General features: G+C 72.2%; 11 protein-coding genes. 2 read left to right on the top strand and 9 right to left on the bottom strand.

The window, feature by feature from the left end; translation table 11 throughout:
- Positions 1-162: 162 nt before the first annotated feature.
- Both OG718_RS50805 and OG718_RS50800 read left to right on the top strand, forming a co-directional pair.
- On the top strand, positions 163-1,284 hold the full coding sequence (locus tag OG718_RS50805; protein ID WP_328847464.1) for a PrpF domain-containing protein: 1,122 nt from the start codon (positions 163-165) through the stop codon (positions 1,282-1,284).
- Between the two features lie 107 nt (positions 1,285-1,391).
- Positions 1,392-2,645 carry an SLC13 family permease gene (locus OG718_RS50800; protein ID WP_260695742.1) on the top strand — a complete coding sequence of 418 codons (1,254 nt, stop codon included), beginning with the start codon at positions 1,392-1,394 and terminating at the stop codon, positions 2,643-2,645.
- A gap of 278 nt (positions 2,646-2,923) precedes the next feature.
- Here the strand turns inward: OG718_RS50800 and OG718_RS50795 are convergent, their stop codons facing one another.
- The 9 genes from OG718_RS50795 to OG718_RS50755 all read right to left on the bottom strand — a co-directional run bounded on the left by OG718_RS50795 (position 2,924) and on the right by OG718_RS50755 (position 15,013).
- A complete protein-coding gene (locus OG718_RS50795) occupies positions 2,924-3,499 on the bottom strand; it encodes a hypothetical protein (protein ID WP_328847463.1) in 576 nt (191 codons plus the stop codon).
- The gene (locus OG718_RS50790) at positions 3,496-4,890 is read right to left on the bottom strand and encodes a hypothetical protein (protein ID WP_328847462.1); all 1,395 of its coding nucleotides are present in this window, start codon (positions 4,888-4,890) and stop codon (positions 3,496-3,498) included. Before OG718_RS50790 ends, OG718_RS50795 begins: the two co-directional genes overlap by 4 nt.
- Positions 4,887-5,696 carry an ABC transporter ATP-binding protein gene (locus OG718_RS50785; RefSeq protein WP_328847461.1) on the bottom strand — a complete coding sequence of 270 codons (810 nt, stop codon included), beginning with the start codon at positions 5,694-5,696 and terminating at the stop codon, positions 4,887-4,889. The genes OG718_RS50790 and OG718_RS50785 overlap by 4 nt, the downstream gene beginning before the upstream one ends.
- 32 nt (positions 5,697-5,728) lie before the next feature.
- The gene (locus OG718_RS50780; protein WP_328847460.1) at positions 5,729-6,559 is read right to left on the bottom strand and encodes a zf-HC2 domain-containing protein; all 831 of its coding nucleotides are present in this window, start codon (positions 6,557-6,559) and stop codon (positions 5,729-5,731) included.
- The gene (locus OG718_RS50775) at positions 6,556-7,059 is read right to left on the bottom strand and encodes an RNA polymerase sigma factor (protein ID WP_223064993.1); all 504 of its coding nucleotides are present in this window, start codon (positions 7,057-7,059) and stop codon (positions 6,556-6,558) included. Before OG718_RS50775 ends, OG718_RS50780 begins: the two co-directional genes overlap by 4 nt.
- Positions 7,060-7,369: 310 nt before the next feature.
- On the bottom strand, positions 7,370-7,813 hold the full coding sequence (locus OG718_RS50770) for an HIT family protein (RefSeq protein ID WP_328847459.1): 444 nt from the start codon (positions 7,811-7,813) through the stop codon (positions 7,370-7,372).
- Positions 7,814-7,999: 186 nt separating this feature from the next.
- Positions 8,000-8,965 carry an ABC transporter ATP-binding protein gene (locus tag OG718_RS50765; protein WP_443055302.1) on the bottom strand — a complete coding sequence of 322 codons (966 nt, stop codon included), beginning with the start codon at positions 8,963-8,965 and terminating at the stop codon, positions 8,000-8,002.
- Positions 8,958-11,816, bottom strand: coding sequence for a hypothetical protein (locus tag OG718_RS50760; RefSeq protein WP_328847458.1), 2,859 nt, complete (start codon positions 11,814-11,816; stop codon positions 8,958-8,960). The genes OG718_RS50765 and OG718_RS50760 overlap by 8 nt, the downstream gene beginning before the upstream one ends.
- A complete protein-coding gene (locus OG718_RS50755; protein ID WP_328847457.1) occupies positions 11,813-15,013 on the bottom strand; it encodes an ABC transporter permease in 3,201 nt (1,066 codons plus the stop codon). Before OG718_RS50755 ends, OG718_RS50760 begins: the two co-directional genes overlap by 4 nt.
- Between the last annotated feature and the right edge of the window lie 350 nt (positions 15,014-15,363).

The raw sequence follows: 15,363 nt of genomic DNA, 5'->3' as shown, positions 1-15,363 counted from the left end.
TTAGCTGAGCTAAACCCAGGTGAAGCGAACTGCGATTGTTCCGAAGTCATGGCTCTGCGAAGGTCTCCGCAATCGCCGAGCGGTTCACCGGCCCGCAATGCGCCCGCAACCGCCGCCTCGGCCCTTGTCCCTACCTCCGTTGATCCAGGAAGAGTCTCAGACGTGCACATTCCCGCGACCCTGGTGCGTGGCGGCACAAGCAAGTGCTGGCTGTTCAACCAGGTCGAAGTCCCTGCCGACCGTGGCGACCTCGAAAGGCTGCTGGTCGCCGCGTACGGCGCCACCGATCCCGTGGAGCTGGACGGGGTGGGCGGGGCAACCCCCACCACCTCGAAAGCGGCCGTGGTCAGCGCCTCGCCCCAGCCTGGCGTCGACGTCGACTACCTGTTCGCTCAAATCGGCATCGGGACGGGCTCGGTGGAGTGGACGAGCAACTGCGGCAACTGCGCCACTGGCGTCGCCCTGTACGTGGTGACCAAGGGGATGGTTCCGGTCACCGGCGACCGGACACGCGTGGTGATGCGCAACACCAACACCGGCGCGGTTCTCGAAGGAATCGTCGACACCACCGGAGGCGTGGTGCACCACTTCGGCCACCAGACGGTACCCGGCACCCGTGCCGGCGGGGTCGCGGTCGGCCTCACCTTCCGCGACCCGGCCGACGGCACCGCCGGTTCGCTGCTCCCCACCGGCCAGGCAGCCCAGGACCTGCGGGTCTGCGCCGCCGAGCCGGTTCGCGTGAGCATGGTGACCGCAGGAGCTCCGGTCGTCCTTGTCGACGCCGCCAGTGCCGGGCGTACCGGTGCCGAGTCACTGGAGCTGATGAGCGCGGACGTCCCCTGGCTGCGCACCGTCCGTCATACCGCCGCACCACTGATGGGGCTGCTCCAGCCGGGCGAGGAACCGGGCGACGCGGTGCCCAAAGTGGGCCTGGTCGGCCCGTCGGTGCCGTACACCAGCACCCTCGGTGAACCGATCGGTGCCGAGGACTACGACGTGTCGGTGCGCATGCTCACCATGAACGCCCCGCACCCCGCGATCGGCCTGACCTCCGCCGTCGCCATCGCGGCTGCCGGACTGCTGGAGGGGTCCGTGGTCTCCCGGACCACCGGCGGCCCGACCGACGAGTGGTTGCGCCTCGGCACGCCCGCCGGCGTCGTCGCGGTCCGATGCACCGATGTACGGGACGGCCTGCCGCACCGGGTCACCGTGCAGCGCGCGGCCCGTCTGCTCGCCGACGCCCGCATCTACGTACCGGAGACAGGCCGCCCACAAGCCGCCTGAGCCGCACCGAACATCACCTCGGCCGGACCGGCTCCCAGCCGTCCGCACCGGGATACCCTCGCGCCCTCGGGGCGCGCCACCCCGTCCCCACCGCACCAAGGACAAAGATGTCTGCTGAAGTGATCTCCATAGGCGCCCTTCTGGTGATGTTCGTGGTCGGCACCGTGCTGCCGATCAACCTGGGCATCCTCGCCTTCGTCGCCACCTTCGTGGTCGGGACCGCCTCGCTCGGTCTCACCGAGGACGAGATCTTCGAGGGGTTCCCGGCGAAGCTCTTCGTCACCATCGTCGGAGTCACCTACCTGTTCTCCGTCGCCCGCCGCAACGGCACCATCGACTGGCTCGTCGCGGCCGGGGTGCGGCTGGTCCGCGGCAAGGTGGAGCTCATCCCCTGGGTGCTGTTCCTGGTGGCAGCCCTACTGACGGCGTTCGGTACGTTCACCCCGGCCGCGGTCGCGATCCTCGCGCCGATCGGCATGAACTTCGCCTACCGCTACAAGCTCAACCCACTGGTCGTCGGCATGATGGTGATCAGCGGCGGACACGCGGGCGCGTTCTCCCCGCTGGCCGTCTCCGGTGCGCTGGTGCTCGGCCTCGTCGACGAGACCGATCTGCAGGTCTCCGCCGTGGCGCTGTTCAGTGCCAGCTTCGTGATCAACCTGGTGCTCTCGATCCTCACCTACGCGCTGCTCGCCAGGCGTCCCGCCCCGCTGGTCGAGGGCGCCGCGGAGGCAGCCGACGACGAGGACCTCGCCGTGTCCGGCAGGCCCGACTGGCGGCAGTGGCTCACCCTCGCCTCTCTGGTGGCCCTCGTCGTCGGCGCGCTCGGCTTCCACCTGGAGATCGGCTTCCTTGCGCTGGCTGCCGGCGCGCTGCTGGCCCTGGTGGACATGAAGCGGCAGGAGAAGGCCGTGGACGGCGTCAGCTGGTCCACCCTGCTTCTGGTCGCGGGCATGATGACGTACATCGCCATGCTGGAGAAGGCCGGCATCATCGAGGAGATCTCCGAACATGCCGCCAACCTGGGCGCCCCCGTCGTCGTCGCCCTGCTGCTGTGCTTCACCGTGGCCATCACCTCCGCCTTCGCCTCCTCCACAGCGATCCTCACCGCGATCATCCCCATCGCCGTACCGCTGCTTCTCTCCAGCCACCTCAGCGCCGCCGGACTGATCGCCGCGCTCGCCGTCTCCACGACGATCGTCGACACCTCTCCCTTCTCGACCAACGGAGCACTCGTCCTCAGCAACGCCCGTGGGGTGGACACCCGGCGCTTCTACCGCCAGGTCCTCGGCTACACCGGCGGAATCGTCGCCCTCGGCCCCGTCGTCGCCTGGGGCGCCCTGGTCCTGCCCTGGTCATAGCGCGAGCACCGATGACGGACAGCGCCGAGCGACTGAGTCCTCCGACAGGCGGCCCGCCGAGTTCAACGAGACCGCCGTCGTCCCGCCCGGCGGCGCCGCCTCCAAAGGCCTGCTCGTCCATGCGACCTACACCGAGCTGGTCGAGGTCGAACCCAAGCACGGGCCCAGGGTATGGACGTCGGACAGCCACTGCGGGGTGAAGAGCAGCTCCCACCGTCCATGACGGCCCTGCCGACGTGGCGCGACGGCAATCCTGGATCCGAGGTATCGGGGTCCGGCTACCGCCTCGGTCCCGCGACGGCGTAGGCCGCGGTGCCGACGACCGTGAGGGTCAGGGCCGTCCAGGTGCCCGTTGCCGTGCCGGGAGGCAGCAGCATCCATGTCGCCACCTCCATCGGCGCACTCGTCGGAGGCGGGGCGAAGAACGAGAACGAGAGCCAGGCGAACGGCAGCGTCCACGCGTACTGGCCGCCGGAGAGCGCCGCGCCCAGAGCGGCCAGTCCCATCAGGCCCGCGCTGTCCCGGACGACGAACGCGGTGGTGGCCGTGGACGCGCCCATGGTCTGCAGTGTCAGCAGCGTCGCGGCGACGACCGCTCCGGCGAGCAGCACGTGCGTCGCTCTGCGGGGCATCCAGCGGATCGCGGCCGTCCGGTCCAGCGCGAGGTCCTGCCCGCCGAGCCCGATCGAGAAGGCCATCGCCCCCGTGGCGAGGATGAGCACGGGCAGCCGCGGATCACCGGGCCCCGTGCCCTCGTCCCGGGCGAGTGCCCACACCGCCACCGCGCCGATCACCACCGCGGCGAGCGACGCGGGTACCTGACGCGAACGCGCGTACAACATCAGCCATCTCACCGGGACTCACCGCCGGACAGCACCTCGAACGGGTCGCCCTCGCAGGAGAGCGCTGCGGCGCGCATCGCGTTGATCCGAGAGAGCTGCTCGGCCCGTGGAAGTGCCATGAGCTCCTTCCACACCGTGCGGGTCTCGGCTTCGGCCCGGGCGGGCAAACGTGCCGACGGGCCGCCGAGCGGCTTGAGGTCCCCGAGGACCCAGCCCAGCGCGACGGTCCGCGCGTATTCGTCTCCGCCCATGCCGCCCCAGCCGACGGGGGTGCACCCTGGCACCATGCCTTTGGCGATCAGGGCCCAGGTCAGCTCCTCGCCCTTCGCGGTGGCGACGATGTCGTCGTCGAAGTCGAGGAGCACGGTGCTGCGGGACCACCGCGGCGTGGAGCCCTCCGGCAGTACGGCGGTGTTCTCCCGGACCGAGTTCGGCGCCTGATCACCGAGGGCACCGTGCAGCAGACGCAGCGCCTCCTTACCGGTACCCGCGAGGTCCGCGAGCCGTGCCTGCTGCGTCTTCGTCACGCACACCGGGCCGTCGCACACCGGCTCCGCGGCGGCCTTGTCGACGACGTACATCCGGCGCGCGTCGGAGGGGAGGACGAGCAGGGCGATCGCCGCACCCGCCAGGACGGGCGTCAGGGCGGCCAGCCGGGCCCGCGGTGTCGCGGCGACGAGCAGTGCGAAGCCGGTCGCGGCGATGCCGAGCAGCCACATCGTCTGCCCGACGTGCACGGAGGCGGAGAGCGTGACGAACGCCTCGCGTGCGTCTTCCACCGTCGGTGACAGCAGCGAGATCCGGTTCGGCTCCGTGATGGGGAACCCGTCCGCCGTCTCCGTCTGCGTCCGGCCCAGCGACATGTGCATGAGGGCCGTGAACACGAAGGCACCCATGGCCAGCGCCGGTGGGGTGAGCGGGGACGGCAGGGTCCTACCGGCCCCCATGCCCAGAACTGCCCCCGCGACGAGGAAGAGTGCCCCCACCAGCGAGATCGGCAGCCACCCGAGGTGCGTGTACTCGGTGTGGGCGAGCACCTGGACCCCACCCACGAGGACGAGGAGCGCGAAGGCCGAGGCCAGCGTGATCGCCGTCGCGCCAGCCAGTGTGGCCGCGCGGTGCCGGGCGGGCCGCGGCGTACTCGTCAGCAGCTCGGACATCTTCGAGCGGTGGTCGCGCAGTCCCTGCAGCGCCCCGAGCCCCACAGCGAGCGGCCACAGGTAGAACAGCAGGGAGCGGGTCCACAGGGCCATGGGCGTCCACTGGGCCGTCCACGCCGTGGTGCCACTCCGCCACCCCCCGTTCAGCAGGCACAAGAACGCCAGCGCCGGCACCAGGACCACAACGCCGGCCCAGGGGGCGACTGAACGCCTCAACTCGATACGCAGGACGCGGCCGTTCACCAAGTGCCCCTTCCCTGCTCGGGGTTGAGCAGCAGCGCCGAGTAGCCGCGCTCCAGCGGGCTGTCGCCCACGTGTTCGGGGCCGCCCGCCGAGGCCAGCTCGTCCGGAGGGCCCTGGAAGACCAGTCGCCCCTCGGCGAAGAGCACCACGTCGGTGCAGGCGGCGGCGACGTCCTCCACCAGATGGGTCGAGACGAGGACACAGGTGTCCTTACCCAACTCCTGCAGCAGCTCGCGGAATCGCAGCCGCTGCGCCGGGTCCAGGCCGGCCGTCGGCTCGTCGAGGAGCAGGATCGTCGGGTCGTTGACGATGGCCTGGGCGATGCCGACCCGGCGCACCATGCCGCCCGACAGGGCCTTCATCCTCTCGTCGGCGCGGTCCGCCAGACCCACCCGCTCCACGGCTCGCTGCACGGCGGCGGGGATGTCCGCCTTGGGCACCTCCTTCAGCCACGCCATGTACTCGACGAACTCACGCACTGTGAAGCGCTTGTAGTAGCCGAACTCCTGCGGCAGATAGCCGATCCGACGGCGCACCGCACGGTGCTCCCCCATGCCGCCCACGGACTCGCCGAGCAGCTCCAGGCTGCCCTCGGTGGGGCGCAGCACGGTGGCCAGCGTCCGGATGAGGGTGGTCTTGCCCGCCCCGTTGGGGCCGAGGAGTCCGTGCACGCCGGTGCCCAGCGACAGGTCGAGGCCGTCGACGGCCATACGTTTCCTGCCGACCCGGACCTTCAGACCTGTCGCCCGGATCTCCCAGGCGTAGGCCGTCGGTGCGATGTCGGCCGCGCTCACGGCGGACGTCATGTGGTGTTCCCTTCCCATGTTCTTTCCGATGGTCATCGATGAGCTCCCAGCACCGAGTACGCCCCTCTGCGGGCGACCACGACACCGATACCGAGTGCGAGGATCAGCCCCCACACGGGCAGACCGCCCGTCTGCAGGGCGAAGGTCGTACGGCTGGTGGCCAGGGTCGGTGCCACGACCACGACGGCCCAGACAGTGGCCAGGACGACGGCGGCGCGGGTCACACCGACGACACCGCCGAGTGCCAGGGTCGTCGAGGCGAAGGCCAGACAGGGCAACAGCCACTGGGCCACCATCACCCCTGTCGCCCAACCGCCCACCAGCAGCAAAGGGACGACCACGGCGAGCACGGACGCGGTACGCCGCAGCACCAGGTAGAGCCCGGCCCTGGGCACGGAGGCCGTCAGTTCGTACGCCGGGTCCAGACCGCGCGACCAGGACGCCGCGACACCGAGCACGGGCAGGACCGGCGCGAGCAGCAGCACCAACGAGACCTCGCCGGAGCCGGAGCCGGAGCCGGTGTCGGACAGATCGAGCAGCAGCGCCACCAGCGTCACGCCCACGACCATGGCCAGCCACGGCACCATCGTGGGCGTCATCCACCTCGACAGCGGCGCCGACCAGCGCCGTCGGCGCGGCATCGTGGCAGTGACGGCGAGTTGGGGTTCGAGGCCGGACCACACGGTGTCGACGAGCGACGCCACGGCGGGCACCCCGGCGCCGACAGCGGCAGCCAACCGGTCACGGCACACCCGGCACATCTCCAGATGCGCCTCCACGGCCCACACCTCGTCGGCGGAGAGGTCCACGCCGCCGCGAACATACCCCTCGATGATCCGCTTCGACGCGTGTTCGATGCTCATGCCAGCGCCCTCCGCATCTCGATACGGGCCCGGCGGGCACGGGTCTTGACCGTGCCCTCGGGCAGCCCGAGCAGGACAGCGGTCTCCCGGACGGACAGCCCGTCGAGCACCATCGCCTGCAGTACCTGTCTCAGCTCCGGCGCGAGGCACCGCAGCGCGTCCCCGACATCACCACCGACGGTCTCCGCGAGCGCCAACTCCTCGGCGGCGGGTGCCACGTCGGGCGGGGCGGCGGCCGGCGGCGGCTCCGCGTGGTGAGCCCTGCGCCGGAACGCGTCGACGAGGCGGCGCGCCGCGATCGTCCACAGCCAACCGGTGGCCGTTCCCCCGACCGCGGCCCCGGCGAACGCACCCGCCGCGCGCCACACCGCCAAGTAGGTCTCCTGCATGACCTCCGCGACGATCTGCTCGTCCACACACCGACGGCGCAGCCGCACCGCCATCCACGGCGACGTACGCCGGTACAACTCCTCGAACGCGGCACGGTCGCCTTTTGCCACCAGCCGGACGAGACGCTCCTCGTCCACCTCGTGCAGCGCTGCTCTGACTGATCTCACACCTGCTAGACGCCCGGGCCGGACGACAGGTTTTCTCATCGCCGTGATCCACGTCACACAGGGGCCTGGCTGCCGCGGGCCTTCGGACAGTCAGCGGTTCGGCAAGGGCCGGACCTTGACGACCGACCGTGACGGCTCCCCGTGACAGCTGCCAGACCCTCGACGTGGCCCGGGAATTGGCGCGCAGGGACCACTCAATGGACTTCCTTGGCTTCAAGCCGAAGATCGTGTCCGGCTCCGAGAGCGATGCTCGTCAGCGTTGCCTGGCGTCGAGGGCGGCGAGGCCGCCACGGACGGCGGCAGCCGTCTCGTCGAGCTGGTTTCGCTCCCGCACCCGCCAGTCAGCTTCAATGCGAAACGGGTCACCTGTGAAGCGGGGGAAGACATGCAGGTGAACGTGGAAGACTTCCTGGAAGGCTGCTTCGCCGTCCGCAAGGAACAAGTTGACGCCCTCACATCGCAAACCTGATCGGCGCAGTGCGCGTCCGAGCTGATGCGCCACTTTCCAGACCTGGACGCCGACGTCCTCCTGAAGGTCCTCCAGTCCCACCGCGTGCGCCTTGGGGATGACCAGCAAGTGGCCTGGGGTGACGGGCTGGAGATCCATGAAAGCGATCACCGATTCATCTTCCAGGACAATGCTGGCTTCCGCCTGACCCCTCGCTATTGCACAAAAGATGCATGCGCCGTCCGTCACAGCCTGCCCCCTCAAGGCCCGAGTACCTCGTGCCGCTCACGACACCAGAAGCGGCACCGAGGCGCGAGCAAGTTTCCCCGGCATCCGACAACTCTCCCCGGGACTCCAGCGTGCCGTCTGAGCCGCCGCGCCTGCGGGACAACACCACCTGCCGGCCTGGGCGTTCTGGGCTGTCGACCGCGTCGGTCAGGCCGAGGGGCCGGGGTCGGAGGCCGGGTCGGCGGCGGGTGGGTGTTCGGCTCGGTCGGGCCACACCCCCACGTGGTCCGGTTCCTCGGTCAGGCGGACGCGGCCGCTCAGCCCGTAGCGCTCCACGTAGTCCCGGGGCAGCTGGAGACGGCCCGCGCGGTCCAGGACCGTGTACTCCTCTGTGCCCCCGCCACCGGGCCCGCGCAGGGTCTCGGTCGAGGTGCGGCCGTCGCGGATGCGGACCGTGCGGCGGACCTGCCCCGAGACCAGCGGGTCGTGGGTGACGACCAGGACGGTGGCGCCGAGTTCCTCGTTCGCGCGGCGCAGCGCGGCGAACACCTCCTCGCCGCTCGCGGTGTCGAGTTCGCCGGTGGGTTCGTCCGCGAGCACCACCTGCGGGGTGTTGGCCGTGGCGACCGCGACGGCCACGCGCTGCTGTTCGCCGCCGGAGAGCTCGGCGGGCCGCCGGTCGCGGCAGTGGGCGACGCCGAGGACGTCGAGGAGTTCGGCGGCTCGCGCGGCTCGCTGGCGGCGCGGTACGCGTACGTACTTCATGGGTAGTGCGACGTTCTCCAGGGCGGTCAGGTAGGGCAGCAGGTTGCGTCCTGTCTGCTGCCATACGAAGCCCACGGTGCGGCGGCGGTAGCCGAGCCGGTCGCGCCGCCCCAGCGCGAGCAGGTCGTGCCCGGCGACCCGAGCGCGGCCCGCGGTGGGCAGGTCAAGCCCGGAGAGGATGGACAGCAGGGTCGACTTGCCGGACCCGGACGCGCCGACGAGCGCCATGCACTCGCCCTCCTCGACCACCAGGTCCAGGCCCTGGAGCGCCTGGACCTCGACCTCGTCGGTGCGGTAGACGCGGACCAGGTTGTCGCACACGACGAGTCCTTCGTCCGCCTGCGGACGCTGGGCCTGTCGGGCCCGCTCCTCCAGGTGTCGCAGGTCGCCGGCGTGAGGGTCAATCACCGTTTCTCCCCAGTCGCAGGACCGCGCCGAGCCCGCGGCGCCGTCCGATCCAGGTCTCCACAACCACCGCCACCACGACCAGCACACCCAGGCCTGCGCCCAGAGCAGCGGTGAGCAGCAAGTCGGGGTCCGGGGTGGGGGCGGCGGGTCCGCCCGTGAACTCCCGCAAATCCAGGGCGGGGCCGAGCAGTACGGGCAGCGTCAGGCCCAGGGCGGTGCCACCCGCCACCGCTGCCAGAACCATCGGCAGCAGCTGCAGCAGGTGCAGACCGGTAGTGGCGCGGCCGCCCAGACCCAGTGTGCGCAGATAGGCGGTGGTGCGGCCGCGCGCCTCGGCGGACAGCAGCAGTTCCAGGACCAGCGCCAGCAGAGCCAGGAGCACCGCGAGCGCGGTGCATGCGGTGTACGCGGCCCTCAGGACGCTGATCATGCCGTCGTCCGCGGCATCGGCTTCTTCCTCCGAGCGGATACGCAGTTCACCGACGGCCGTGTCGCGGCCGGCGCGCGGCACCAGGGACCGCAGCTCCTGCACGTCCATGCGCGGGCCGTACAGCAGCAGGGAGGATCCCTCGAAGTCGCTTGCCCCGATGGCCGTCAGATCCCTGTTGTCGGCCAGCAGCAGCCGTTGCCTGGGGGGTGTCGTGCCGCGGACCGGCCCGAGCGCCGCGTCGTGGAGTACGTCGGTCGGGAGGGTGCCGACGACGCGCAGGCGCAGTGTCCTGCCGTGCGAGGTGATGGTGAGCCGGTCGCCGGCGCGGGCCCCGGTGGCCAGCACTCGGATGTCCTTGCCGGGCCGCGGGCCGGTCAGTCCGGCAGCCTCCAGCGCACGCGCCGCGGGCGAGTGGGGGGCCGCCGCCCGCAGGCGTGCGCCGTCGATGCCGACCAGGCTCGCGATGCCGTACCGGCTGCCGCTGGTCGCGCTCGTCGGGTCCACGCGCAACTGCCGGACACGGACGGTCTCGCGCACTCCGCGCACCTGGGCCAGCCGCTCGGCGATGTCGGGACTGCGGTGTGCGGCGAGGTAGGAGGCGTCCGCGCCGACCCGCCAGGCGGCAGCCTCACGGCGCCCCTCCGCCAGCGTCCCGGCCACCAGGCCCCCGAACACCGCCCCGGCCAGGGTCACCACCAGGACCAGCAGCGCAAGGGCCCGGGCGGGTGCCTCCTTCGCCGCCCGGGACAGCGCGATCAGCGCCACCACGCCGCGCCGCCGGGCCGACCAGCGCGCCAGGATCCGTACCGGCAGCGGGTAACAGCGCACCACAACAGCCACGGTGGCCAGTCCCAGCAGTGCGGGCACCGCGGCCAGCAGCGGGTCGGGCCCGGCCTCGCCGACCGTGCCCCGGCTCCGCAGCGCGAGAACACCGGCCGCGGCCAGGAGCAGGACCACCGCCTCGGCGGTCAGGCGGCGGCCCGCCGCGAACGGGGCCGGGCCGTGACCGGTGCGCGCGCTGCGGTCGCGCAGGGCATGCCAGTTGAGCGCGGGCAGCAGGAGCCAGATGAGTGCGGCGACCAGCAGCGCGTGCCGGTAGGCGGGCGAGGGGCCCGGCAGCGAGCGGGCGGCGGCGATGCCCGCCACGAGCCCGAGCAGCACGGCCGGTGCCGTCCGGGCCGCCCTCGCCAGCGCCAGGCCCGTCGCGGAGGCGCCGCGGGCGCGCTGCAGCCGATGGGCATCCAGGCTCCGGCGTACCGCGAGCAGCGCGGTGACCGCGGTCGCGAGCAGGCCGACGATGAGCAGGGATGCCAGCGCGAAGGAGATCACGACGCGGCCCTGGCGCCATTGCCGGCCGAAGTCGGTGAGCACGTCTGCCAGATGCGTACTGTCCTGCAAGGTGGAGGCGGGATGCGGGCCGATCTCGCAGTACATGCCGCCGTAGTCGGCGATGTCACCGCAGAACACGGACCGTGCGTCGTCCGGGTAGCGCACCAGCAGCCGCTGCAGTTCGCCCTGCCCCCGGTCACCGGCGAACCGTGCGGCGCTGCGCGCATCGAGGTCCAGGCGCATCCCCCACGTGACCGTGAGCGCCGCCCCGGCCTGCGCCTGCAGAACGGTGACGGTACGGGGCGCCACCAGCGCGCGGGCCTCCCAGTCCAGTCCGGCTGCGGAGCGCGGCGGGACCCGCGACGGGCCTGCCAGCAACGGCAGTTCACGCCGCAGCCGGTCCCCGCCCGCCGCACCGGCGCCCTGCGCACCGGCGCTCTCGGTGTTGCCGCCCTTGGTGCCGGCGCTCTTGGTGCCGGTGCCGTCCACCGTAAAGAAACCGACGACGACGGCGGTGGCCTGGACCTTGTCCAACGCGCCCGGGCTGAGCGGGAGTCTCTGCCCCAGCCGCAGCTTCAGGGCATCGCGGGTCCGGGTGGAGACGGCGACCTCGATGGCCTCACCGCCCCGAGCGGGCGGCCGCCCCTGGGCGTAGGCCCCTGGGCCCGGCGCGTCGGAGGCGTACACCAGGCCCAACCCCACCTTCCCCGCCCCCGTCACGGTGTCCAGGAGGGGCAGCTCCACCCGCGTCGAGTCGTGTACGAGGCCGCCGTTCAGGGCTTCGGGGGCCGCGTTGGCGATCACGTCGGTGACCGGGAGCAGGTCCTCGTCCAGGTCACTCGCCCAGGCGTCGGAGTCCGCGCTGTCCGCCGGCTCGAACTGGGCGCTGAACACGATGCCGGGCTCCGCCCGCTGCTCCTGCTCCAGCCGGGAAGCCAGTGCCTGCCCGGCGAGCCGGTCCAGGAGCCCCGGCCCAGCGGCGGCGACCGCGGTGAGCAGCGCCACCAGCACGGCCAGGCAGACCAGCAGCGGCACATCGGCGAGCACCTCGCGCACGGCAACCCGGCGCAGCGGCCGTGCCGAGCCCTTCACCGGTCATCCCCCGCGCGCAGCACTCGCGCCAGGTCGACCCGCCCCAGAAACCGGGCGGCGACCGTCACGACCGCGCAGATCACCAACGTCGTCGCACCCGCCGTCAAGGCCACCCGGAGCCAGGGCACGTCGGTGAGCAGCCCCGGGTAGAGAGGCCTGCCGGTGTCGTCGACCGTCACCACCGGCATCACCATCGCGGCCAGTACGGTACCCAGCAGCGTGCCCAGCACCGCCGCCACCGCGGCCAGCACGAGCTGCTCCGTCCACAGATACGCCGCCAGCTGCCCGCGCCGCACACCGAGCGCCCGCAGCAGCGCGAACTCACGCGTCCTGGCCCGCGCCGACAGCGCCGTATGCAGGGTGAAACCGACGACGGCGAACGCCGGCGCGAGGACGAGACACAGGGTGAGTGCCCCGCGTGCCCCCTGCCGCAGTGGGTCGGCGGCCAGTTCGGCCCGCATCTGTGGCACGTCGACAGCCGTGCCGAGGCGCGGATCGGCACGTATCGCGTCCAGCGCGGCCGTCGCATCCCCGCCCTCGGCGGCCACCCACCAGGCGGACTCGGCCGCGGGCAGGGTTCCGCCGAGCACGAACTGGGCGGCCAGCGCCCGGGAATCGGCCAGCAGCCGCGGCCGGTCACGCTCCCCGCCCGGCACCGCGTCGATCCTCCCGACGATCCTGACACGGGCGGTGCCGCCGCCGGCGCGCTGCACCGTGACCGTGTCCCCCACCCGGGCCACACCCGAGGACAGCAGCATCCGGTCGGCCAGCGCAGGCACCGGTGGACGCCCCTTGGCGCGGTCGGTGCCCAGCCGCACGTTCCAAGTGGGGTACTTCAGCGTGGTGTCCGGTCCGCGCAGCACCGCGTCCAGGAGCGTGCCGGGCGCCGGGCGGTCGGAACACAGCACCGGTCCCGGAGCACTCCCCGGCAGCCGGCGCGTCTTGGCACCCGGGCAGCCGGCGATCCTCCGGTCCGGGGCGTCGGCACGCAGGTCGTGCCAGGCGGCGGGCCGGGCCAGGCCGGGTATGCGGTCGACGGAGAGGCGGTAGGTGCGCCGCACCCTCTCGCCGGCCATGCTCACACCCAGCTGGACGATCCGTGCACCCTCACCGACGACCGGAACCTTCAGACGTACGGTGCGGACCGTGCCGCCGGTGTCCTTGAGGACGGCCTCGCTCGCGCGGGTGAGGCCGTCTGCGTCCACGAAGTGCACGGTGAGCGTGACCGGCACGGGGGTGCCGGGCCCGTCGGCCGACAAGCGCACACGCAGAGGGAGTTCATCCGCCGCACCACTCAACGGCAGCCCGTGAACGGGAATGTCCCGGCCGAGCGGGGCGACCAGTTCGGACACCGGCCGGTCACTGAGGTCGGGACGCAGGGCGGGAGCGGGGCCTCGGGCGGTGTTGATACCGGTGACGGTGACCCAGCTCTGACCGAGGTAGCCGTTCGCGTCGACCACCGGAGTCACCGCCCCCGCGCCTGGCAGTGCGCCGTACGCGGCGCGCCGCTCGGCGGTCGCGAGCCGCTCACCGGGGACGATCCGCAGGTCGGCGCCGACCCTGAACACCGCCTGGTCGTGGTCGCCGCGATCCAGGATGGCCAGCGCTGTGCTGCTGAGCGCGGCAACGGCCAGCGCCAGTGTGACCAGCAGCGCGGGACCGGCATGCCGCGCAGCACGCCGCGCGATCTGCCAGCCGCCCAGCGGCAGAACCAGCCCGGTACCGCGCCGCGCGAGAGGATCAGCGATCCGCGCGGCCAGCGGCAGCGCCCGCAGCACCAGCAACGCCGCCGCACACGTCATCGCCACCGGTGCCAGCACGAGCACCGGGTCAACGCCCCCGCTGGTGACCGGCGACCGGTACTGCCGCAACTGCAGCCAGCCCAGCACCGCCACAGCAGCCAGCGCCACATCCGCACCCAGCCGCTGCACCCCCGCGAACCGTCCCAGGCGCAGCCGAAGCCTGTGCACCGCCTGCCGGTCCCGTACGGTCCGCACCGTCGGCAGCAGCAACGCCGTACCGTGCACCACCACAGCCAGCAGCGCAGCCACCCAACCCGCCGCCAAAGTCGCCGTCGTCGGCACCACGCCCGGAATGAGACCCGCCCCGTCCAGAAAGCGCAGCAGCGGGCCCGCAAGGAACGGCGCGGCCACTCCCGCCGGTACCGCAACCACCGCCCACTGCCCCGCAGTCGCCACCGCCAGCCGCAAGGTTCCCGCACCCCGCGCGGCCAACAACGCAAGCTCGGCACGACGGTGCTCGGCGAGCTGACGCGCAGTGAGCACAAGAGCGGCAACAGCCAGAGCGGCAAGCAGGGCCGCCGGAATGTAGAGACCCGCCCGCGCCACCGCGATCGGGGTCCTCAGGTCGTCGAGCGCGTTGTCCAACGTGGACCTCACCTCGAGCTCCGCCGCCGACCCGGCCGTGAGCGGCGCACCGCGGAACACGGACAGCGAAACGTCACTGCCACCGAACGCGTCGGCACGCCGCTGCAACGGCCCGATATCGCCGAGCCCCAGCCCACCGGCATCCGGTACAGCCAGCCACAACGCATCGGCGTCCTTGGCCAGATCCGGCGTCGCCGTCAGTGCCTGACGCGACACCAGCGCCATCGATTCGGGCGCTCTGAAGGTGGGACTCAGGCTCGCCCAGACCGCCGGGCTGCGGCCGTCCGCCCGGTACAGCCCGGCCACCCGCATCCGGACCTGCCGCCCGCCGTCGGGCTGCACCCGCAGTTCGTCCCCGGGCCGCACCGCGAGCTCCGCGGCAAACACCTCACTCAGCGCGGTCTCGACCAACCCACCACCACCGCCGTCTGCCCGCGGCCAGCGCCCCGCCACCAAGTCGGCATGCCGCTGCGTGTCCTGGAGGGCGACGAGAGTGACGGCAGCGTCGTCGCGCCGGCGGCCGTCCGCCTCGGTCACACTGAGTGCGGCGGACCGGCTGGCCGGGACCCGTAACGCGGACCAAGTGTGATGCGGTACGCCGCCGAAGGCACGGTCGACAGCAGCACGTACCCGGCCGTCAACTTCTCCCGCACCACGCGGCCGGTACGCTCCGGAGACCTCGACCACCGCCCCCGGATCACGAGCCAGCCGCCGCTGTATCCCGCCCTCGACAGCCTTCTCGGTGAGCGCCGCGAGCGCGGCCAGGACGGTGGCAGCGAGCAGCACCGCAAGGCCCGCGGCACCCAGCACCAGGCCATGGTGCGCGGTTCCACGCACTGCGGTAGGCGCACGTCTCCCGCTCAACTCGCCGGTCTCCCCCCGTACGACCAGCCACAGTATGGGTCCGTATATCCCAGCCCCACAATCATCCGGACCGGCCCGCCTGGACAGGTCTGTGCGCAGCAGGCTTGAAACCGACCCCACACCAGACCCCCGACGCCGCTCCAGCCCACCCACCCAGCAACGGCGGCAACGGCGGCAACGGCGGCAACGGCGGCAACGGCGGCAACGGCAAATGCTCACCCCTGCCGCCGAATACCCGACATTCGACACCCCGGCGCGCGTCTCACGGCCCAGCCGAGAGCGACAGGCTTCACCTC

The sequence above is a fragment of the Streptomyces sp. NBC_00258 genome (assembly GCF_036182465.1).
GTDB lineage: Bacteria > Actinomycetota > Actinomycetes > Streptomycetales > Streptomycetaceae > Streptomyces.
This window is presented reverse-complemented; position numbering and strand designations above follow the sequence as displayed.